The organism is Microvirga sp. HBU67558 (assembly GCF_018069605.1).
Lineage (GTDB): Bacteria > Pseudomonadota > Alphaproteobacteria > Rhizobiales > Beijerinckiaceae > Microvirga > Microvirga terrae.
Genome location: NZ_JAGPUP010000562.1, coordinates 14,288 through 32,863, shown reverse-complemented (window position 1 = coordinate 32,863; position 18,576 = coordinate 14,288). Strand labels below are relative to the sequence as shown.

At 62.3% G+C, this 18,576-nt stretch carries 16 protein-coding genes and 1 pseudogene; 7 read left to right on the top strand and 10 right to left on the bottom strand.

The annotated features are described in order from the left end of the window. The first annotated feature begins 97 nt into the window (after positions 1-97). From KBI52_RS30325 to KBI52_RS30315, 3 genes are read left to right on the top strand one after another with little or no spacing between them, the layout of a single operon-like run. Entirely contained in the window at positions 98-496 is a 399-nt protein-coding gene (locus KBI52_RS30325) for a HigA family addiction module antitoxin (protein WP_210812659.1), read from the top strand. After that, positions 438-1,934, top strand: coding sequence for an ATPase domain-containing protein (locus KBI52_RS30320; protein WP_210812658.1), 1,497 nt, complete (start codon positions 438-440; stop codon positions 1,932-1,934). Before KBI52_RS30325 ends, KBI52_RS30320 begins: the two co-directional genes overlap by 59 nt. 2 nt (positions 1,935-1,936) lie before the next feature. After that, positions 1,937-3,025: a sensor histidine kinase gene (locus KBI52_RS30315; RefSeq protein ID WP_210812657.1), complete on the top strand. Its 1,089-nt coding sequence runs from the start codon at positions 1,937-1,939 to the stop codon at positions 3,023-3,025. Positions 3,026-3,560: 535 nt separating this feature from the next. Here KBI52_RS30315 and hydA read toward each other — a convergent pair. The 6 genes from hydA to KBI52_RS30285 all read right to left on the bottom strand — a co-directional run bounded on the left by hydA (position 3,561) and on the right by KBI52_RS30285 (position 9,026). Beyond that, positions 3,561-4,979 carry a dihydropyrimidinase gene (gene hydA, locus KBI52_RS30310; protein WP_210812656.1) on the bottom strand — a complete coding sequence of 473 codons (1,419 nt, stop codon included), beginning with the start codon at positions 4,977-4,979 and terminating at the stop codon, positions 3,561-3,563. An 11-nt stretch (positions 4,980-4,990) separates the two neighbouring features. Further along, a complete protein-coding gene (locus tag KBI52_RS30305) occupies positions 4,991-6,205 on the bottom strand; it encodes a cysteine desulfurase-like protein (RefSeq protein WP_210812655.1) in 1,215 nt (404 codons plus the stop codon). A gap of 8 nt (positions 6,206-6,213) precedes the next feature. Continuing rightward, positions 6,214-6,732 (bottom strand): ureidoglycolate lyase, encoded by a 519-nt coding sequence (locus tag KBI52_RS30300; protein ID WP_210812654.1) that lies wholly within the window; start codon positions 6,730-6,732, stop codon positions 6,214-6,216. 12 nt (positions 6,733-6,744) lie between these two features. After that, positions 6,745-7,479 carry an amino acid ABC transporter ATP-binding protein gene (locus tag KBI52_RS30295; protein WP_247654731.1) on the bottom strand — a complete coding sequence of 245 codons (735 nt, stop codon included), beginning with the start codon at positions 7,477-7,479 and terminating at the stop codon, positions 6,745-6,747. Next, positions 7,476-8,147 carry an amino acid ABC transporter permease gene (locus tag KBI52_RS30290; protein ID WP_210812717.1) on the bottom strand — a complete coding sequence of 224 codons (672 nt, stop codon included), beginning with the start codon at positions 8,145-8,147 and terminating at the stop codon, positions 7,476-7,478. The genes KBI52_RS30295 and KBI52_RS30290 overlap by 4 nt, the downstream gene beginning before the upstream one ends. Before the next feature lie 75 nt (positions 8,148-8,222). Continuing rightward, complete coding sequence (locus tag KBI52_RS30285) at positions 8,223-9,026, bottom strand: transporter substrate-binding domain-containing protein (protein ID WP_173945815.1); 804 nt, start codon at positions 9,024-9,026, stop codon at positions 8,223-8,225. 279 nt (positions 9,027-9,305) lie between these two features. Here KBI52_RS30285 and KBI52_RS30280 point away from each other — a divergent pair, with 279 nt between their 5' ends. Then, the gene (locus KBI52_RS30280; RefSeq protein ID WP_210812653.1) at positions 9,306-10,013 is read left to right on the top strand and encodes a FadR/GntR family transcriptional regulator; all 708 of its coding nucleotides are present in this window, start codon (positions 9,306-9,308) and stop codon (positions 10,011-10,013) included. Between the two features lie 391 nt (positions 10,014-10,404). Then, on the top strand, positions 10,405-10,815 hold the full coding sequence (locus KBI52_RS30275) for a VOC family protein (RefSeq protein ID WP_173945797.1): 411 nt from the start codon (positions 10,405-10,407) through the stop codon (positions 10,813-10,815). A gap of 85 nt (positions 10,816-10,900) precedes the next feature. Here the strand turns inward: KBI52_RS30275 and KBI52_RS30270 are convergent, their stop codons facing one another. Then, positions 10,901-11,086 (bottom strand): hypothetical protein, encoded by a 186-nt coding sequence (locus tag KBI52_RS30270; RefSeq protein WP_210812652.1) that lies wholly within the window; start codon positions 11,084-11,086, stop codon positions 10,901-10,903. Positions 11,087-11,400: 314 nt separating this feature from the next. Next, on the bottom strand, positions 11,401-11,550 hold the full coding sequence (locus tag KBI52_RS30265; protein ID WP_210812651.1) for a hypothetical protein: 150 nt from the start codon (positions 11,548-11,550) through the stop codon (positions 11,401-11,403). 476 nt (positions 11,551-12,026) lie between these two features. Between KBI52_RS30265 and KBI52_RS30260 the strand changes: the two genes are divergently transcribed. Beyond that, positions 12,027-12,470, top strand: a complete 444-nt coding sequence (locus KBI52_RS30260) for an Lrp/AsnC family transcriptional regulator (protein ID WP_173945800.1) — start codon at positions 12,027-12,029, stop codon at positions 12,468-12,470. Between the two features lie 31 nt (positions 12,471-12,501). Here the strand turns inward: KBI52_RS30260 and KBI52_RS30255 are convergent, their stop codons facing one another. After that, positions 12,502-15,558, bottom strand: a complete 3,057-nt coding sequence (locus KBI52_RS30255) for an aminotransferase class III-fold pyridoxal phosphate-dependent enzyme (RefSeq protein ID WP_210812650.1) — start codon at positions 15,556-15,558, stop codon at positions 12,502-12,504. Between the two features lie 522 nt (positions 15,559-16,080). Between KBI52_RS30255 and KBI52_RS30250 the strand changes: the two are divergent. Next, positions 16,081-16,555, top strand: a pseudogene (locus KBI52_RS30250) (transposase); the annotation flags it as partial. 565 nt (positions 16,556-17,120) lie between these two features. Here KBI52_RS30250 and KBI52_RS30245 read toward each other — a convergent pair. Next, positions 17,121-18,539 carry a M20 family metallopeptidase gene (locus KBI52_RS30245; RefSeq protein ID WP_210812648.1) on the bottom strand — a complete coding sequence of 473 codons (1,419 nt, stop codon included), beginning with the start codon at positions 18,537-18,539 and terminating at the stop codon, positions 17,121-17,123. Between the last annotated feature and the right edge of the window lie 37 nt (positions 18,540-18,576).

The following is an 18,576-nucleotide window of genomic DNA, read 5'->3' as shown; positions in this document are numbered from 1 at the left end:
AGCGTTCGGTATCGCGGCCCAGTCGTGGAGGGCTTCCTCTTGCTTTCTGGACGCTGTCACCCATAACGCTACAATCCGCCTTACCGAAAGCAGGATCATGGCCTCACCCCGCGATGGCTGTCCTCAGGCCCCGCTCCATCCCGGTGGCATGCTGCGCGATCAGGTGCTGCCCGGGCTCGGCCTTTCCGTGAGCCAAGCCGCCCGCGAACTTCGCATCGCTCGCCAGACGCTCCATCGGGTTCTCGCCGGCACGGCCGCGGTCAGCCCCGAGATGGCCACCCGCTTGGCCCGCCTGTCAGGAACCGCCCCGCGGCTCTGGCTCGATCTCCAGCAGCGCTATGACCTCTGGCATGCCGAACAGGCTCTTGCCGGGGTGTTGACCATGATCCCGTCCCACATCCTGCCTCCGGCCATTCAGGCCGAGATCGGACTTTTGCATGACCGCTCCATCCAAGCCCGTCCCCAAAGCGAAGATCGGGGTCGAGGGCCTCGATGACATTCTCGTCGGCGGCCTCGCTCCAGGCCATGTCTATCTCCTGGAGGGCAGCCCCGGCACCGGCAAGACCACCATTGCCCTCCAGTTCTTGCTGGAAGGTGCCAAGGTGGGCGAGACAGGCCTCTACATCACCATGTCTGAAACCGAGCGGGAGCTGCGCGAGGGTGCCGCCTCGCATGGCTGGTCCTTGGATGATGCCATCCATGTGTTCGAGCTTGTGCCACCTGAGAGCCTGCTCGACGAGGAGCACCAGCAGAGCCTGCTCTACTCCTCCGACCTGGAACTCGGCGAGACCACCAAGGCCGTGTTCGAGGCCATCGACCGGGCCCGTCCAGTCCGGATCGTGATCGACAGCCTGTCCGAGATCCGCCTCCTGGCGCAAAGCTCGCTGCGCTATCGCCGGCAGATCCTGGCGATGAAGCACTACTTCGCCCAGCAGGGCGCAACCGTCCTGATGCTCGATGATCTGACCACCGACACGAACGACAAGACCGTGCACAGTCTCGCCCATGGGGTCATCCGCTTGGAGGAGATGACCCCGACTTATGGGGCCGAACGCCGCCGCTTGAGGGTGATCAAATATCGCGGCCAGAGCTTCCGAGGCGGCTTTCACGACTTCACGATTGTTGAGGGTGGAGTCCAGGTGTTCCCGCGCTTGGTGTCAGGCGAGCACAAGACGGGCTTTGCCCGCACCGTGCTGACGAGCGGGATCAGGGAACTCGACGCTTTGCTCGGCGGTGGCATCGAGCGGGGCTCCAGCACTCTGATCATGGGTCCAGCCGGCAGCGGCAAGTCGCTTCTCGTGGTGCAGTTTGCAGTCTCTGCCGTTCAGCGGGGTGAGAAGGCGGCATTGTTCGTTTTTGACGAAGAGCTCGGTCTCCTGCTCGATCGTACCAGGCTGATGGGCATCGACCTGGAGGCGATGTGCGTGGCCGGCAACCTGTTCATCGAGCAGCTCGACGCCGCCGAACTCTCGCCGGGCGAGTTCACGCACCGGGTGCGGACCCAGGTGGCTGAGCATGGGGTCAAGACCATCGTAATCGACAGCCTCAACGGCTATCAGGCCGCCATGCCGGAGGAGCAGTTTCTGATCCTGCACATGCATGAGCTGCTGCAATACCTCAACCGGCAGGGCGCTTCGACCTTCCTGCTCGTAGCGCAGCACGGGCTTGTCGGCGACATGAAGGCACCGGTCGACGTCACCTATCTGGCCGATACGGTGATCCTGCTGCGCTACTTCGAGGCCTTCGGCCAGGTGCGGCGGGCTCTGTCTGTTATCAAGAAGCGATTCGGTTCGCATGAGAGCACTATCCGGGAGATCCGGGTCGACAGCAGCGGGATTGCCATCGGCGCACCGCTCAGGAGCTTCCAGGGTGTGCTGCGGGGCGTGCCGGTGATGGCAGAGGAGGATCGCGCCTCTCTGCTCGAAGACCGCTGAGCATGGACGCCGTGTCTCATCTCCACTCCATGCGGGCTCTCATCCTTGCCCCACATGGTCGGGATTCTGCTGTTGCCGCCGATCTTCTGCGCGCGGTGGGGATCGCCACCGAGGTCTGCCCCGACCTGCCGGGGCTGGTCCGAGAGCTCGAACGGGGAGCAGGCTTCGCGCTCATCACCGACGAGACGTTCCGCACGGCGGATTTGAGCGATCTGTCCCGCTGGTTGGCGGACCAGCCGCCCTGGTCCGACTTTGCCTTCGTGTTGCTGACCCAGCGCGGAGGAGGCGTCGAACGCAATCCTGCCCTCGCTCGCCTGACTGAGATTCTCGGCAATGTGACTTTCCTGGAGCGTCCCTTTCACGCGGGGACGCTGATCAGTGTGGCGCGGACGGCCCTGCGCGGCCGGGAGCGGCAATACGAGGCGAGGGCGCGCCTGGAGGAGATGCATACGGCGGAAAAGCGTCTCACGGCCGCGCTCGACCAAGCCAGGCGCGCCGCCGAGCACCAGACCTTGCTCATCGGCGAATTGAACCACCGCGTGAAGAACACCCTTGCGACCGTACAGTCCATCGTCATGCAGACCTTGCGCACGAACGTCACGTCCGCTGACGCAAAAGAGGCCATTCAGATGCGGCTGCTGGCCCTGTCACGGGCGCACGACGTGCTCACCCGCGAGAGCTGGGAGGGCGCCGACCTGATCGAGGTCGTCACGCGAGCGCTTGAGCCATACGAGACCGTGAACGGGAGCCGGCTTCACATTGCCGGGCCGCATGTGCGGCTCACGCCCCGCATGTCGTTGGCCCTGGCAATGGCCCTGCATGAGCTGGCGACCAACGCGGTCAAATATGGTGCCCTCTCGAACAAGGTCGGCATCGTGGAAGTCTCATGGACGGTGCAGAACCGGGTAGCGCCACCCCGGCTGAACCTGCACTGGACGGAACGTGGTGGGCCGCCCGTAAAGGCGCCGTCTCGCCGCGGCTTCGGATCCCGCCTCATTGAGCGCAGCCTGGCGCAGGATCTGGACGGTCAGGTGGAGATCGCTTTCGAGCCGACAGGGGTTGTGTGCACGGTCGATGCCCCAGTCGCGTAAGGCGTGGCTCCACGCCGATCAACCGTCTTCAGCGACATCGCATCTCGACAGCCGTGATCTCTCGAGAGGATCCCTGTAGCACTGAGGGGAAGAAGAGCGAACGTCCGAGTCTGCAAGGGGAATGGGCCCGGAGCCGGGCCGCCGTGCAAAGGCGTGGTCGGCGGCTCCCGGCTGGTGCCAACCCTCGAGCCCCATCTCATGAGCGACGTCATTCCGGAACTCGCCAGCCACCACAGACTGTCAAGAGCGGCCGGTGTCTTCGAATGGACCCGAATTTTATCGTGCCGGCCAAGTGTGAAAGCGGCCGCCTCAGCAGGGCTGCGGGCATGGTCTATTGCGGCATCCTAGAATTCTGCCTCTCGTAAGACATCCGCCAGATCAGCGTTGCTTCCGAGGCTTATTGGATCCCTCGCCTGCTAGCCTTGGGCTGAAAAATGACGAACTTGATCACCGTGGGCTGTGCCGATTTGAGCCTGCGGGCAGCGACACCCGCACACATGCGTTCCCATCAAGGAGGCGGATTTCAGCGGCACCTTCAGGTGCCGCTCGGTGCTGCATAGGCCGATACGTCCCGAGCCAAGATGCGGCCGGCTCCTTTGGCGCCGACGATACGTCCGCCTTCGGCGACGATTTGGCCTCGCAGCAGCGTCATCACCGGCCATCCTGTGACCTCGAATCCCTCCCAGGGTGTATAGTCGGCACCATGGTGGAGGATCTCCTGGCGGATGACCTCGCGTCGGTTCGGATCCCAGAGCACGATATCGGCGTCGAACCCGACGCCGATGGAACCCTTGCGTGGATAGAGGCCGTAGATCTTCGCGTGGTTCATGGCGGTCAGTTCCACGAAGCGGTTGAGGGAGATCCGCCCCTTGGAAACTCCCTCCGAGAACAGAATGGGCAGCCGTGTCTCGACACCAGGGATGCCATTCGGCACCCACCGGAAGGAGCTCCTGCCGTTCGGGTGGAGCTTTCCGGACGGACTGTCGTAGCGGAATGGGCAGTGATCTGACGAAAAAGTCTGGAACACGCCGCTGCGCAATCCCTCCCAAATGGCCGCCTGGCTCTCCTCATCCCGCGGCGGAGGCGAGCAGACGTATTTCGCACCACTCATGTCCATGTCCGGACCTTGCAGGTCCTCGGCGGTGAGCGTGATGTATTGCGGGCAGGTCTCGGCATAGATTTTGAGGCCGCGGGACTGTGCCCAGCGGATCTGCTCCATCGCTTCGCGACCGGACACATGCACGATCATGATCGGCACATCGACGAGCTCCGCATGGCTGATCGCCCGATGCGTGGCCTCCCGCTCCACAATTTCCGGGCGCGAAACAGCATGGTAATAGGGAGCAGTACGACCCTCGCGCTCAAGACGCTCGGTCATGTAGCGGATCGCGTCATACCCCTCCGCGTGCACCATCACAAGGGCGCGCTCCCGACGCGCCACCTCGAACACGTCGAGAAGCTCGCGGTCCTTCAGCACGAGATCATCGTAGGTCATGAAAACCTTGAACGACGTGTAGCCGTCCTTGAGCAGCGCGGGAAGCTCCTGCCCCAGAACCTCGGGCGTCGGATCCGAGACGATCAGGTGGAAGGCCGTGTCGACGTAGCACTCGTTCTCGGCCTTCCTCCTGTAGTCCTCGACGCAGGCGCGCAGGGACGTGCCCCGTTGCTGGAGTGCGAAGGGAAGAACCATCGTGTTGCCGCCAGCCGCAGCCGAAGCCGTGGCCGAGGCGAAATCATCCGCCATCACCACGCCGGGCCCTGAGGGTTGAGCGATGTGAACATGGCTGTCGATGCCCCCGGGCAGCACGAGGAGCCCGGAAGCATCGACTTCCCGCTGAGCGCGAAGATTCTCACCGAGCGCAACAATGCGCTCACCCCTGACACCCACGTCGCAGCGGATCGTGTCGGATGCGGTGACGACAGTGCCGCCCTTGATCGCGAGATCGAGCTCCATCGACGTCCTCCTCAGGCGAGCGAGCGGTCGAGGCTTCCGATCAGCCGGTCGACCTCCTCTGGTGTATTGTAGTGCACCATGGAGACGCGTACCACACCATTGCCATCGGCGAGGCCGAGGTGTTCGATCAGGCGGCGGGAGTGAAAGTCCCCGAAGCGGATGCCGATCCTGTCGGCTTCGACGGAACGTACGATCTCGGCCGAGTCGCGCCCGTCCACCTTGAAAGCGATGGTCGGCACGCGACGATCCGTAGCGCTGTCGCGGCGCCCGACAATGCGCACGTCGTTGCGGTCTCTCAAGTAGGCGAGCAGCTTTTCTCCCAAAAGGGTCTCGTGCGCCGCGATCCTGTCGAAGGCGCGGTCGATGGCGGCCCGGTCGCCGGTGCCGCCGCCGAGGGAGCCAATATAGTCCACGATGCCGGCCGAACCCCAGGCAAGCTCGTAATTGGTGTTGCCTGGCTCAAGCTTCATCGGCACCTTCTCGCGACCGTAGAAGTAGTGATAGAGCCCGTCGAGTTCGAGCAGCTTGTCGTATTTGCCGTACATCACGGCGAAGTGGGGGCCGTAGGTCTTGTAGAAGCTGAAGATATAGTAATCGACATCGAGATCGCTCACATTCACGGCCCGGTGGGGCGCATAGGCAACGGCGTCGACGACGATTTCGGCGCCACGCTCGTGCACACGGCGCGCGATCTCCTTGACCGGGTTGATCGTGCCCAGAATATTCGAGGCATGGGTCACAGCCACGAGCCGGGTCCGTCCGCTCATCAGGCGATCGAGTTCATCCAGGTCGATCTCGTAGCTGTCGCGGTCGATGGACCACTCCCTGATGACGATGCCGCGCTTCTCCAGGGAGCGCCATGGCCCAATATTCGACTCGTGGTCGAAATTCGTAACGACGATCTCGTCACCCGGCTTGAGGCGCCCTTCCATGGCTCGTGACAGAAACTGGGCCAGAACAGTGGTCGAGGGTCCCAGCACGATTTCTTCCGGTCGCGCTGCGCCGAGCAGACGTGCAATCTTGGCGCGGGCTTCCATGAGCCGGCTCGTGGCCCGTTGCGAGTGCTCGTAGCTGGCGCCGGTCTGCACGCTCGTGGTCAGAAGATACTCCGAGATACGTTCGGCAACATTGCGCAGGACGAGGGAGCCGCCAGCATTGTCGAAATAGGCGAAGCCGTCCGCCAGAGCAGGAAACTGGGAGCGGACGAAGGCGAGATCAAGAGACATGGATGAACCTATTCTGCGGGCGGTTGAAACGAGCTGACGACAAGCGGCTCTAGGAGGTGGTGGAAAACGCAGTCTTCAGGGGAGCCGCTTTCCCACATGAACATGAGAAAATCGCCGTCTGGGCCGATCGCCGCGATCGGAGCGTGCCAGAGGTTGCGGGCGTAGTTGATGCCTTCGTTTCGATGGCCGACGAACGCTTCGGCGCGTCTGAGATCAGGCAGCCCAGCCCGATCCTCGGGAGCGACAACGATCAGGAATCGTTCAGCAGAAAGAGCCACGAACGTTTGCGAAGACAGAGGGTGCCGTTCGAAGGTCAGGAGCCGCATCGGCAGCGGCCCGCCGCTCGCCCGATACACGGCGAGCACAGGCTCTCCGTCGGGCGATGCGCGGTCGAAGCGCGTGTCCGTGTCGAAGCGCAGTGCCCGTCCGTCATTGACCAGCCGACTGCGTTCCGGGTCGAAAGACAGCACCTCGCCAAATGGGCGAAAGGCTGAAGGCGTCAAGCGTTTTGGAAACAGGGTCTGCACGGTTGTGTAAGCCTAGTGTGACAAGACGGCCTGGAGGAAGCTTCCGAGGCGCGGATCGCGTGGCGAACTGAAAATCTCGTCGGGAGGCCCTTCCTCGATGAGTCGTCCTCCATCCATGAAGACAACCCGGTCGGCGACTCTACGCGCAAAGCCCATCTCGTGAGTCACGACGACCATGGTAACCCCTGTCTTTGCAAGTTGCTGCATCACATCCAAGACCTCGCCCACCATTTCTGGATCCAGCGCGGAGGTCGGCTCGTCGAAGAGCAGGACCTTCGGCTCCATGGCCAGAGCTCTGGCTATTCCGACGCGCTGCTGTTGCCCGCCGGAGAGTTGCGCTGGATATTTCCCCACGTGACCTTCGAGCCCGACGCGGGCTAGCAGGCGCTGAGCGCGCTCCTCGGCCGCTGCCCACGACAGGCCGCGCACGCGGACAGGGCCGAGCGCGACATTACGAAGAACGGTCATATGCGGAAAGAGGTTGAAGCTCTGGAACACCATTCCAACCTCAGTGAGAACGGTGCTCTTGCGTCCGTGGCCGACCTGCGCCCCGTCGACGATGATCTCGCCGCCGTTGTGCTCCTCAAGTTGGTTGATGCAGCGGATCAACGTGGACTTGCCAGACCCGGACGGACCGATGACGACGACGATCTCGCCTTCTCTGACCTGGAGATCGACGCCATGCAGTGCCGTGAATAGGCCGAACGACTTGACGACGTTCTTCATCTCGATAATCGGGCGCGTCATCGTCCCCTCACCGCAAGTCTCTTCTCGAAAACCCCCACGAGCCGCACGAGCGGCATCAGGAGCAGGATGTAGATGACGGCCGCGCTGATGAGAGGCGTCGGGTTCGCCGCCAGCGCCTGGGCCTGCGTTGCCTGCTTGAGCAGGTCCGGCATCGCCACTACGGATGCGAGAGCCGTGTCCTTCATCACGTTGATGGAGTTGGATGTGATCGGTGGGATCACGATCCGAAGCGCCTGCGGCAGCACCACGTCGCTCATTCGCCGCCAGGGGCTGAGACCCAAGGCACGGGCAGCCTCAAACTGGCCCTTCGGCACGGCCTCGATGCCGGCCCGGAAGATCTCAGCGGAATACGCAGCGGACACGAGGCTCAGGGCAGAGGCGGCAGCTCCAAAGGGGGAGAGCCGCAGCCCGATGAAAGGCAGGGCATAGTAGATAACGACGAGCAGGACCAAGATCGGGATGGAGCGGAAGACATCGATATAGGCGATGGCGATCTGCCTGAGGGGTGATCTGGCATAGAGCCTGAGCAGGGCGAGAACCAAGCCGCCGATGAAGCCCAGGACGATGGCTGTGCCTCCCAGGGTTAGCGTGGTGGTCAAACCCGATAACAGGAGCGGGAGCGTTTGAACGAAAACCTTCCAGTTCAGGAAGGTGTCGAAGATGGACATGACGGGCAGCACCTCAATTTTCGTGGCCATGCCGAGCGCCCGGCACGGATGCCAGACGCTCGGGGAGAGCTGCGGTCAGAGCTTGGGCATCTCCATGACCTTGACGGTTGCCGAGTTCGGCTCGGCCTTGGCGCCGAACCACTGCTCGTGGATCTTTGCCAGCGTTCCGTCCTGCTTCATTTTCGTGATCTCGGCATTGACCTTTTCTGCCAACGGGCTGTTCTTCGCGAACATCATCGAATACTGCTCGCCGGTCGGGATGCGCTCCACCACCTGATAGATCGGCTTGTCCTTGATGTAATACTGGACGGCCGGGATGTCGCTGACATAGCCGTCGATGCGGCCTGCTGCGAGGTCGAGCATCGCCGGAGCCAAGCCCTCGTAGCGGCGGATGTCCGAGAATTTGTACTTCTGCTGGTTCTCAGTCGACCACATGTCGCCGGTCGAACCCGTATCGACTGCGGCCACCTTGGTCGCCATACCTTCCAGGTTCTTGATGCCCGAGTTGGCTCGCACCGCCAGCGACTGGTCGCTATCGTAATATGGCTGGGCGAAGGATACCGACTCGAGACGCTTCTTAGTGATGGTGATTGAGGATACGGCGGCATCAACCTGACCCGACTGCACCGCAGCAAACAATCCGTTGAACGGGATGTTCACGAAGGACACGTTCATGTTCAGGCGCTTGCCGACTTCTTTAGCAAGGTCGATTTCGAAGCCGACGATCTCGCCCTTCTCGTTCTGGAACTCCCACGGAACGTTGCCGACGTTCGCTCCGACCTTCATGTCGGCGGCAAAGGCCATCGTTCCTCCCGATATGACGAACACGGCCGTTAAACCTGCGACGAATGTGCTGCGTCGTGTGAATTTCGCTGACATCTGGTCCTCCATCTTGCACGCCGGCTCCATGGCCGGCGACCGATTCTCTGCTGCCATCTGGTAGCCGGCTCCCTGAACGCTTGCGTTGGCCGGACGTATTGGCCAAACTGGTCTTACCAATCTGACCAGTTGATCGTGCAGCCATCCTGGCGCATGGTCAAGGCCAATCCGGAGTCCGCGGCGATTAAAATGCGGTCCAGAGATGATCAAAAATGAGGCTCATGAGCTAAGCCCGACGCGCCATGAGCGCTCGATGCGAGACCGAGATGAGGGTGCCTGATGACGAGTGCTGCAGTGAGTCTGTCTGAATTGGAACTCGCCGATCGCACGCCTGTGCCACGCGGCATCGTCGATCATATTCAGCGCCTGATCCTGAAGGGCGGCCTCAAGGCCGGTCAGCGGCTTCCTTCTCAGCGGGAACTCGCGGAGCAGCTGGGCGTCAGCCGTCCGTCCGTGCGGGAGGCCCTGACCGTCCTGGAGACCATGGGTCTCGTGACCGTACGGGCGGGCAGCGGAGTCTTCGTCGCAAAAGCCGATGCGCGCCGGCCGCTGTGGCGCTACTCGGATCGTTGCACGCCGGCCGATGTTTACGAGGCACGCCTGGGGCTGGAAGGGTACGCTGCGAGGCTCGCAGCCGCGCGCATCGACAAACCCGCCGAGGAGCGCCTGAGACGGTGCACCGATGCGATGCGAACCGCTTTCGAGGCGGGCGACGTGATCAGCCTCGCCGTAAACGACACGGAATTCCACGACATGATCTTTGAGCTCTCTGGAAACCCGGTTCTCGCCGCCATGTATCGGCCGGTCCGCGAAATGCTCGTCGAAAGTCAACGCCTTCCCATGGCGCAATTCGATCGCCTGAATGAAACCGTGTCTGAGCATGAGGCCATTCTGGAGGGTATAGCCAGCCAAGATCCTGACGCGGCAGAATCGGCCATGCAAAGCCATATCCGCTCGGCTGCAGGCCGGTTTGGCGTTTCCCTCTGAGGAGTGCGTCCATAACGAAGGTGACCGTCGATATGCTCGACGGCAGTGCCCGCGCGGACGCTCAAGGAGTTCGCAGATGCTCCCAAAGAGACCCTTTTCCAAGACAATGCATAGAGGTCTAATGGCCAATTCAGGCGCTATCGATGAGTGGGTAAGCCATTGACTTCCACGGAGGCATGCTCAGGAAGGTCGCCTTTGGATTAGGTTCTGAACATCCCTCACCCTTCACGAAGGTGGCTTCAGCCGGATGCGAGGACCCAAGCCGAGGCTTAGGCTCTGTAGTTACCTCCCAAGGTGAATTGCCGGGGCGGGCTAAGGCTCGCCATAGTGACACGAATGCGCTCCAGCCGTTGCTCAATGTGAACTAACGACCGTCAGCCAGGAGAGGATCATGGAGATACACGGCCTCCATCATGTGGCTCTCCCATGTGCGGACCTGGAGCGCTCCCGCCGCTTCTACCGGGAGATCCTCGGCCTGACGGAAATCCCCCGGCCCGCCTTGCCTGTAGCCGGCGCGTGGTTCCAGGTCGGCGCTAACCAGGAACTGCATCTGGTCGTCGGGGATGCTCAGGCAACATTCCGGATTTCCAAAGGACTGGACACCAACGACATCCACTTCGCCCTTCGGGTTACCAGCTACAGGCAAGCTCTGGAAGCGCTCAAAGCCCAAGGCTATCGCGAGGACATGAGCCCAGATGATCCGATGGGCATCAGGACTTCGATGCGGGTCGGATACCCGCAGATCTATGTTCTCGACCCTGACCGCAATGTCATCGAGATCAATGCCGTAGGCGCCGACTGACGGGCCGCGATTCAGACAGCTCAGGCGGAGACATTCTGCCTGTGATCTCCATCACAGATGCTGGATGGAGCACGTCGTAAGCTCCTCACGTGTCGAAGAGGAGCCTTCCATGAAAGCTGATATCAGGACGTTGACCCGCGTTGCCATTGCGCTCTCTGCCAGTCTCGCTTTTGTTGCTGTTCACGATGGAGCCACAGCCCGCGACCGCGGCTATGATGGCAGCGGCTTCGTGGTTCGCGATCATCGCATGCCACCCGTGGTGCGTGATCATCGAACCCCCGTGATCGTCAGAGACCATCGGGACGAGCCCGTGATCAGAGACCATCGCACGACTCCGATCGTGCGGGATCACCGAGTCCCACGAGGACCTCAGGGCGGGGTGACGGTCACATCCTCGGGAAGCAGGCGCGGCGGATCACCCTGCATCCGCTCGGTATTCGGCGGCCCTTGCTTCGGCCTTTGAAGGGAAGTTTGGGGGACAAGCGCGGATGTTCGGCCGCCCCCGTTCCCAATGTAAGAGCTTCAAAGGCGCGGCTTTCGGGCCGCGCCTTCCGGCCTTTCGGTAGGCGATGTTGAAGCGGCGCGTCATCCGATCTGGAAGCTGGCAGCGCTCGGCTGCAGATGATTGGCGACGACCACGAACTTGATTTGGGCGGCTGCGCCTGTCCCATCGGGACCGTAGAACACATCGCCGGTCGCCTGATCGCAGACGATGTCGTACATCCTGATTGACAATCGTCCGCGATCCAGGAAGCTTGGTTCCATGAATGTCAAGCAAGCAGCCAAGGAGCTTGAGGCGCTTGGGGATATCACCCGTCTCTAGGGCTACTAGGCCCTTGTTCGCGCGGGAGAGGCAGGCCTGCCCGTTGGGCAGGTCCAGGAGCGGCAGGCCACAACCATGATCGGCAGAACCAATTGTCCGGTGTGAATGGTGTGGTCGGCGTCCTGGCCAGCGTACGCTGCGCCGACACCAGATGCTCGACCCAGGCGGAGAACGCCGCATGCCTCATGCGCCGGCGTTTTCCATGCTGCCGGAGATATCAAAAGGGGAGGGAACGTCCTCCTTCTCCCCACCCTCCCGCTCCCGACCATAGGACTCCTCTCATGGCTTCGTCTCGCGTGTTCCCCGCAGCCGTCATCGGCGTCGGCCTCCTGCACTTGGCACTTGGACTGAAAGCCTCCCGTACGATTACGAGAGCCAGGGCAACATCATGATGTCTCTCGACGAAACAGACCGCCAGATCCTCAAGATCCTGACGCGCTCCGGTCGCGAACCCTTGAAGCAACTGGCGAGTGCCGTTGGCCTGTCCCGCAGCACCTTGACGGCTCGTCTTCGACGGCTGGAGAAGAATGGCTTCATTCAAGGCTATTGTGCCGTCCTGTCATCCGGCCTCTTGCCGAGGCCGAACCAAGCCGTCCTGCTCGTGAAGCTCGACAAGACGCCCGCTTACGACATCGTCGATGCCATTCGGCAGATCGACGAGGTCATTCAATGCCGGTCAGTGGCTGGCGACATCGACCTCGTGCTGGATGTTGCCGCCGACGCGGTCGAAACCCTCAACAAGGTTCGGGACCGGGTTTCGACACTGTCCGGGGTCGCCGATGTGCGAACCCACATGGTTCTAGCAACGAACTTCAGAACCGTATTCTCCTGAAACGCTCATCCCTGCTGGCAGCACCACGCCGCTACATGCGGCAGGGTTCTTCTCTGAGCACGGTGGACAAGCGGCCCAGGAGATGAGACGCGTCCTCGCGGGTGAAGCAGAGGGGCGGCCTGATCTTCAGAACGTTGTCGAGCGGCCCGTCGGTGCCGATCAGGATGCGGTGCTCGCGAAGGCGGTTCACGATGTACGACGCCTGCCTTTGCGCCGGCTCGAGGGTGTCATGGTCCTTGATCAACTCCACGCCGATGAAGAGGCCAGATCCCCGGACGTCGCCGATCACCGCGTGTTCCTTCTGAAGCTCGCGCAGTCCATCCAGCATGAACGTGCCGACGTCCAGAGCCTGTTCCTGGAGGGCCTCCTCATCGACGACGCGAAGGACCTCGCGGCCGATCACGCAAGCAAGCGTGCTCCCGCCGAAGGTGCTGAAGAATTCCATCCCGTTTGCGAATGATGCGGCAATTGCCGGGGTCGTGACGACGGCCCCGATGGGATGTCCATTCCCCATGGGCTTGCCCAGGACGACGATGTCGGGCACAACCCCTTGAGTCTCAAAGCCCCATTGGTGGGTGCCGATGCGTCCGAGACCGGTTTGCACCTCGTCCGCGATGCATACGCCCCCGACGGACCGGATAGCCGAGTATGCCTGACGGTAATAGTCCGGGGGCGGAATGATCTGCCCGCCGACGCTTGGGAATATCTCACAAATGAAGGCGGCGACCCTCCGGTTCCGAGCTTGAATTCGTTCGACGGCCGCGCGGACGTGATCGGCATACTTCCGCCCTGCCTCTGGGTCGCTCCCCTTGTATGGACCCCTGTAAGGATCGGCGACGGGCACCACGTCAACCCAGTCCGGTGCTCCCCGCCCTCCGGGACCATTGAACTTGTAGGGACTGATGTCGATTGCCGTGTTGGTGTTGCCGTGGTAGCCGGAATCCATCACGATCGTGTCGACGGCTCCGGTGTGGGCGCGCGCAAGCCGCAGGGCGAGTTCGTTCGCCTCGCTTCCCGAGTTGACGAAGAAGCAGACGCTCAGCTCATCCGGAAGCCGCAACGTCAGCGCATCCGCATATTCAACCTGCGCTGGGTGCAGATACCGCGTGTTGGTATTGAGCAGTCGGTTCTGCCGCTCTGCCGCAGCGACGATCCGTGGGTGGCAGTGACCCACGTGCGGTACATTGTTGTACCCGTCGAGGTAGGTTCGGCCATCTTGATCGAACAGGAACTGCTTGTAGCCCCGGAGCAAGGTGATAGGCCTGCGATAGGAGAGCTTCAGGTTGCCGGCGAAGCGCTTCCTGCGCTGAGGCAGGACGGTGTCTGTCGTGATGGTGACGGCGGCGGTATCCTCATCGGCCAGGTTCAGGAGTGCCGCACCATTGGGGTACAGTGCCATCCATCCGGCGGACTCGTCAGGATCGGCGACGCCGGGCCAATCCGCCCCGCGACCCAGTGTGGTCAGGCCGAGCTGAAAATGGACATGAGGAGTCCAGCCGCCGTTCTCCGTCCGATCACCGATGAGAGCGATGACCTCCCCGGCGATCACGGTCTGCCCGGGCGCAAGGCGTGTGACGACGTCTGCGGCCAAGTGACCGTAGAGCGTATAGAACCTGTCGCCGTCCGGCGTCGTGTGTTCCAGGACTGCCACGCCACCATAGTCGAGCGGCGAGGTGCGGAGCTCGACGGCATGCACGACGCCGTCGAGGGGTGCCCGGACCTCGATGCCGGCATCGACGAACACGTCCACGGCGATGTGGACCGTGCGTCTGTGGGATCCCGCATAGGGGGCCTTCCGGAACTCAGGCCCCGTGTAGATGAGACGCGGCTCGCCATAGCGGCCGAGCGCGATGTCGGCACCCCCCATCGCTTCGGCGACCGCGTCGTCCAGGTCGTCGGCGTCAAGATCGAATGGGTTGCGGGGGGATGCGGGACCGGCGACGCTCAGGTCGATGACCGGAATTCCGTCGAGATTCCGGCCGAACATCGAGGCGAACCGGCCTCTATGGCTTTCGATCCAGCCCATCACCGCATCGGAACGGGGATGTCCGGCCCGTCCGCACGCGACTCGAAGGCACGCGAGGACCAAGTCGGGCGCAAGGCTGGAATTCGCCTCCAGGAAAGCCCAGGCCGGCTGCTCGGATATCGTGACATACGGGTCGTCGGGCTTCTCCCGTTTGACGATTGCGGAGTTCGTGACGCTCACGGCAAGTCGCGTCAGGACAAGGGGAAAGAGCAGGGCTAGTTCTTCGTCGCTCAACGGCCGGACGCTGTCGTACCCGGCGACAAGCGCCGCAAGAGCCGCAACGGGGCGCTCCTGACCGAGAACCGCGTAGGCTCCGGCGATTGCGAGTTCCGCGATCACGGGAGCGTCGATCATGTCGCCGAAGTCGATGATTCCCGACAGCCGCGACTCCCCCGTGCTCGCATCCACGAGCATGTTGTAGTCGTTGATGTCGTTGTGAATCGCCGTGGTGGGAAGGGCGTTGAGGCGGCCCAGCAGGCCATCGTCGAATGCGGCGACAATCCGCTCGACGATCTCCCGCCTGCCGGCGCCATCGATCAGGTCGGTCGCATCTCGGATCCATCCGGATCGGCGCAGATCCCATTTGATGTCTCGCCCAAGGGCAGGGTGTGTGAAGCCCTCGAGAGCGCGATCCATCATCGCCAGGGTGGCGCCGATTTCGCGCAGCAGGGAATGGGTCTGCGGGCTCGTTTGCGCATAGACGCGGCCGGGGAGGTTCGTGATGAGCCAGACCAACCGTTCCTCACCATCTTGATCGGGTGTCGACACGAACCGGGATCCGTCACGCGCCTTCACGACACGGGGCACGACCACCTCCGGGCCATGCTGCGCGATATGGTCGAGCGCTTGGCATTGCACCTCGATGAGCGAGGTCTCGCATCCCGGCCGCATCACCTTCAGGACATGGGTTCTCCTTCCATCCTGGTGAACGGCGAAATTCAGATCGTATTCCCCGTCCAGGGGAGTGAGAGAGGCCTGGATGCCGTAGTGCTCCAGGAGCACGTTTTCCCACCATGTTTGGTTGGCCACCTGGACGGGACACATCGGCGATGCCTCTCGCATATCTATTTCCTTCTTCACGGACCTGATGTCACACCGCGGGCGAGGTCACATTAGCCTCATTCATAACGCCAGTCGCCACGCAGGACTCGGCGATGGGCCGTCACTTTGCTCAAGTCGACCGCCATTTTGTCTGATGAACGATCCCCAATGCTGACGTTCCCTCGGAGAGATGGCCATCGACCTGCGGCTGAAAGCTCTGCGAGCCCTTCAGATAGACGGCGTTCTCGGACGCTTCACGAACGAACCCCTGTTAGCGCTTGGCCCTTTCTGGGTGGAGGGGGTCGCTCGTCCTGATTGAGGATAATCCATGCTCAATCGCCTTGCGCCCGGTCAGGCGCCTGACCGGGCGCAAGCCCTTCCGCGACTGGACAGCCTAGCAGACGCGCCCTGCCAGAATCAGCGAACGTCAGGAGCCGACTAGACAGCTGACCCTATTACGGTCGCGCTGAATGCTTGAGATTGACCCTGGGTGTGTCAAAACGCGGCCGATGATATGATCTCCCAGCCATGTTTGGAGGTCAGATGAGGCGCATTGTTGAAGGCGTGGATCGCAGCCAGACCACCCTGTCTTGAAAGCCTGGACGACTGGGTTGATGAGAACAACCCGGTGCGCGTCATCGACTCTTTTGTCGACTCGCTCGATCTGCGGGCACTTGGCTTTGACGGTGTTGTGCCCGAAGCCACCGGGCACCTATCGTACTATCCCGCTATCCTGCTCAAGCTGTACATCTATGGCTATCTCAACCGGGTGCGATCGAGCCGGCGCTTGGAACGCAAGGCCAGTCGCAATGTCGCGCTGATGTGGCTCACCGGCCGCCTGGCCCCTGATCACAAGACCATCGCCAAATCCCGCAGAGACAGCGGCCGCACAATCCGGCAGGTCTGCACCCAGTTCGTTACCCTGAGCCGCGGGCTGGGGCTGCTGAACACCGCCAGCGTATCCATCGACGGTGCTGAACATTCTAGGCATCCAGCCGTTGATGGCCGCCCTCAAGACCTAGGGCCGGGCTGTGCCCGCGTCTTGAAGCTCAGAACGCACAGGACACCCGCTTCTTAAGGAGTTCGAGCCTCATTCCATCGGCGACTGGCGGAATGGCGCTCACTGATGATGGCGGAGTTCTCTGGCTCGTTGGGAGCTGCAAACCAACTTCTGCCAAAGCGCCTTTAAACGACCAAGACCCACCCCGGACTTCCAGAAACCTTGGTTCCGAGCAAGTGACCGCCCAATTTTGTGGTAGGATCATAAGCCAAGACAGTACGGGCTGGGGTCGACCATTTTAGCCCATGTTGCCCGGTTCAACGGTTAAGCGAGGCTATAGTTCAATCGACTATCGGACGGACGGGGCATTGAGTTCTCTCCTGAATGCTCTTCTGCAGGGTGTCTGGGGCAGAGCTCAGCTTTTCCGGTCTTATACGTCGAAACACAGCCGAGCTGCTTTCCGCGTTTCACGTTCGTGAGAGCGTATGAGTGCCGTACTCGAGGCCTTGACTTCCGCCCGTGCGAGACTTTCCCCGATAAGGAGAGGGCGATATTCGCCGCTCATGTAGCATCCGCGCTTCAATCAGATACGCGACATATCCAAGGGTGGCTCGACGCCTTCGCGAAGCGGGCTCACATATGGGGTTTCCCGTGTCCTCTGGGCGAGATCGTCCTTGGCGGCGGTTATCAGGGATCGATCGGTTATCGCGGCCATCCCGGTGGCTGCCATGGCCTTGGCAACATGCACCATCGCCTTGTGCGCCGCCGGCATCTTGCCCTGGGCTACGACCTGCCATGTGTGAAACGGTGTGCCGATAGCGACCGTCGGCGCGTGCGCCTGGACGGTCGGCACCACCCAGCTCACGTCGCCGATATCGGTCGAACCGATCATCGGCTTGCGCGGCGAGTCGAGCGGCGTCAGGAAATCGGCGAGAGGGGCATCGGTCCTCGGCTGGCCGATGGCTCGGTAGACCGATGCAATCTCCTGGTCCGACAGGGTTGCGCGGATCTTCCGGGCAAAGTCACGGTCGGCCTCGTCGAAGGGTGGAGCTCCGAGTTCCTCCATGGCATTATGCAGAGCATGTTCGAGCGGCGTGTTTCCAAGCGTGTTCGAGACGGCGCTGACGATCCGCATCTCGACACTGGTTTCCGTCATGAGGGCGGCGCCCTGCGCGATCTTATGCACGCGCTCGACGAGGTCGAGCATACCCTGAAGGTCCATGGCACGGATCGAATAGCGCACGCGGGCATAGGCCTGCACCACGTTCGGCGCGATGCCGCCCGTGTCGAGCAGGGCGTAATGCACGCGCGCGTCGGACGGCATGTGCTCGCGCATGTAGTTCACGCCTACGCTCATCAACTCGACCGCATCGAGCGCGCTTCGCCCCAGATGGGGCGAAGCGGCCGCGTGAGCGGCTCGGCCCGTAAAGGCGAAATCGGCGCGCGTGTTGGCAAGAGACAGTGCGGGCGCGACCTCCCAGAAACTGTAGGGATGCCATGATATCGCGATATCGGCGTCGTCGAAGGCTCCGGCGCGAACCATGAAGGTCTTGGCCGCGCCACCTTCCTCAGCCGGGCAGCCGTAATACCGGACGCGGCCTGGAATGCCCTTCTCCGCAAGCCAGTTCTTCAAGGCAATCGCGGCCAGCATCGCGCCCGATCCGAGGAGATTGTGACCGCATCCATGTCCATGGCCGCCGGGCTCGATGGGACGATGCTCCGCAACGCCCGATTCCTGGCTGAGCCCCGGAAGCGCGTCGTACTCGCCGAGGAATGCGATGACCGGGCCGCCTTCACCGGCTTCGCCGATGATCGCGGTCGGGATGCCAGCGACACCCTCGGTGACACGAAAGCCCTGGTGGCGCAGTTCCGCGGCATGTTCGGCGGCCGAGCACACCTCGGTGTAGCAGACCTCCGGCATCCCCCAGATGCGGTCGCTCAAGGCAATGAGGCGGCTCTTCGCGGCATCCACATGCTGCCAGATGTCATTTCGGACGTTCATGTCTTGCTCCAGAATCGGTCGTGGACGGTCGGCGAGG

Coding starts and splice junctions, on each gene's coding strand:
- KBI52_RS30285 (WP_173945815.1), bottom strand. CDS start 9,026: ATGTCAGCGAAATTCACACGACGCAGCACATTCGTCGCAGGTTTAACG.
- KBI52_RS30275 (WP_173945797.1), top strand. CDS start 10,405: ATGGAGATACACGGCCTCCATCATGTGGCTCTCCCATGTGCGGACCTG.
- KBI52_RS30270 (WP_210812652.1), bottom strand. CDS start 11,086: ATGATCACGCACCACGGGTGGCATGCGATGATCGCGAACCACGAAGCC.
- KBI52_RS30280 (WP_210812653.1), top strand. CDS start 9,306: ATGACGAGTGCTGCAGTGAGTCTGTCTGAATTGGAACTCGCCGATCGC.
- KBI52_RS30295 (WP_247654731.1), bottom strand. CDS start 7,479: ATGACGCGCCCGATTATCGAGATGAAGAACGTCGTCAAGTCGTTCGGC.
- KBI52_RS30245 (WP_210812648.1), bottom strand. CDS start 18,539: ATGAACGTCCGAAATGACATCTGGCAGCATGTGGATGCCGCGAAGAGC.
- KBI52_RS30315 (WP_210812657.1), top strand. CDS start 1,937: ATGGACGCCGTGTCTCATCTCCACTCCATGCGGGCTCTCATCCTTGCC.
- KBI52_RS30305 (WP_210812655.1), bottom strand. CDS start 6,205: ATGTCTCTTGATCTCGCCTTCGTCCGCTCCCAGTTTCCTGCTCTGGCG.
- KBI52_RS30290 (WP_210812717.1), bottom strand. CDS start 8,147: ATGTCCATCTTCGACACCTTCCTGAACTGGAAGGTTTTCGTTCAAACG.
- KBI52_RS30325 (WP_210812659.1), top strand. CDS start 98: ATGGCCTCACCCCGCGATGGCTGTCCTCAGGCCCCGCTCCATCCCGGT.
- KBI52_RS30255 (WP_210812650.1), bottom strand. CDS start 15,558: ATGCGAGAGGCATCGCCGATGTGTCCCGTCCAGGTGGCCAACCAAACA.
- KBI52_RS30260 (WP_173945800.1), top strand. CDS start 12,027: ATGATGTCTCTCGACGAAACAGACCGCCAGATCCTCAAGATCCTGACG.
- KBI52_RS30320 (WP_210812658.1), top strand. CDS start 438: ATGACCGCTCCATCCAAGCCCGTCCCCAAAGCGAAGATCGGGGTCGAG.
- hydA (WP_210812656.1), bottom strand. CDS start 4,979: ATGGAGCTCGATCTCGCGATCAAGGGCGGCACTGTCGTCACCGCATCC.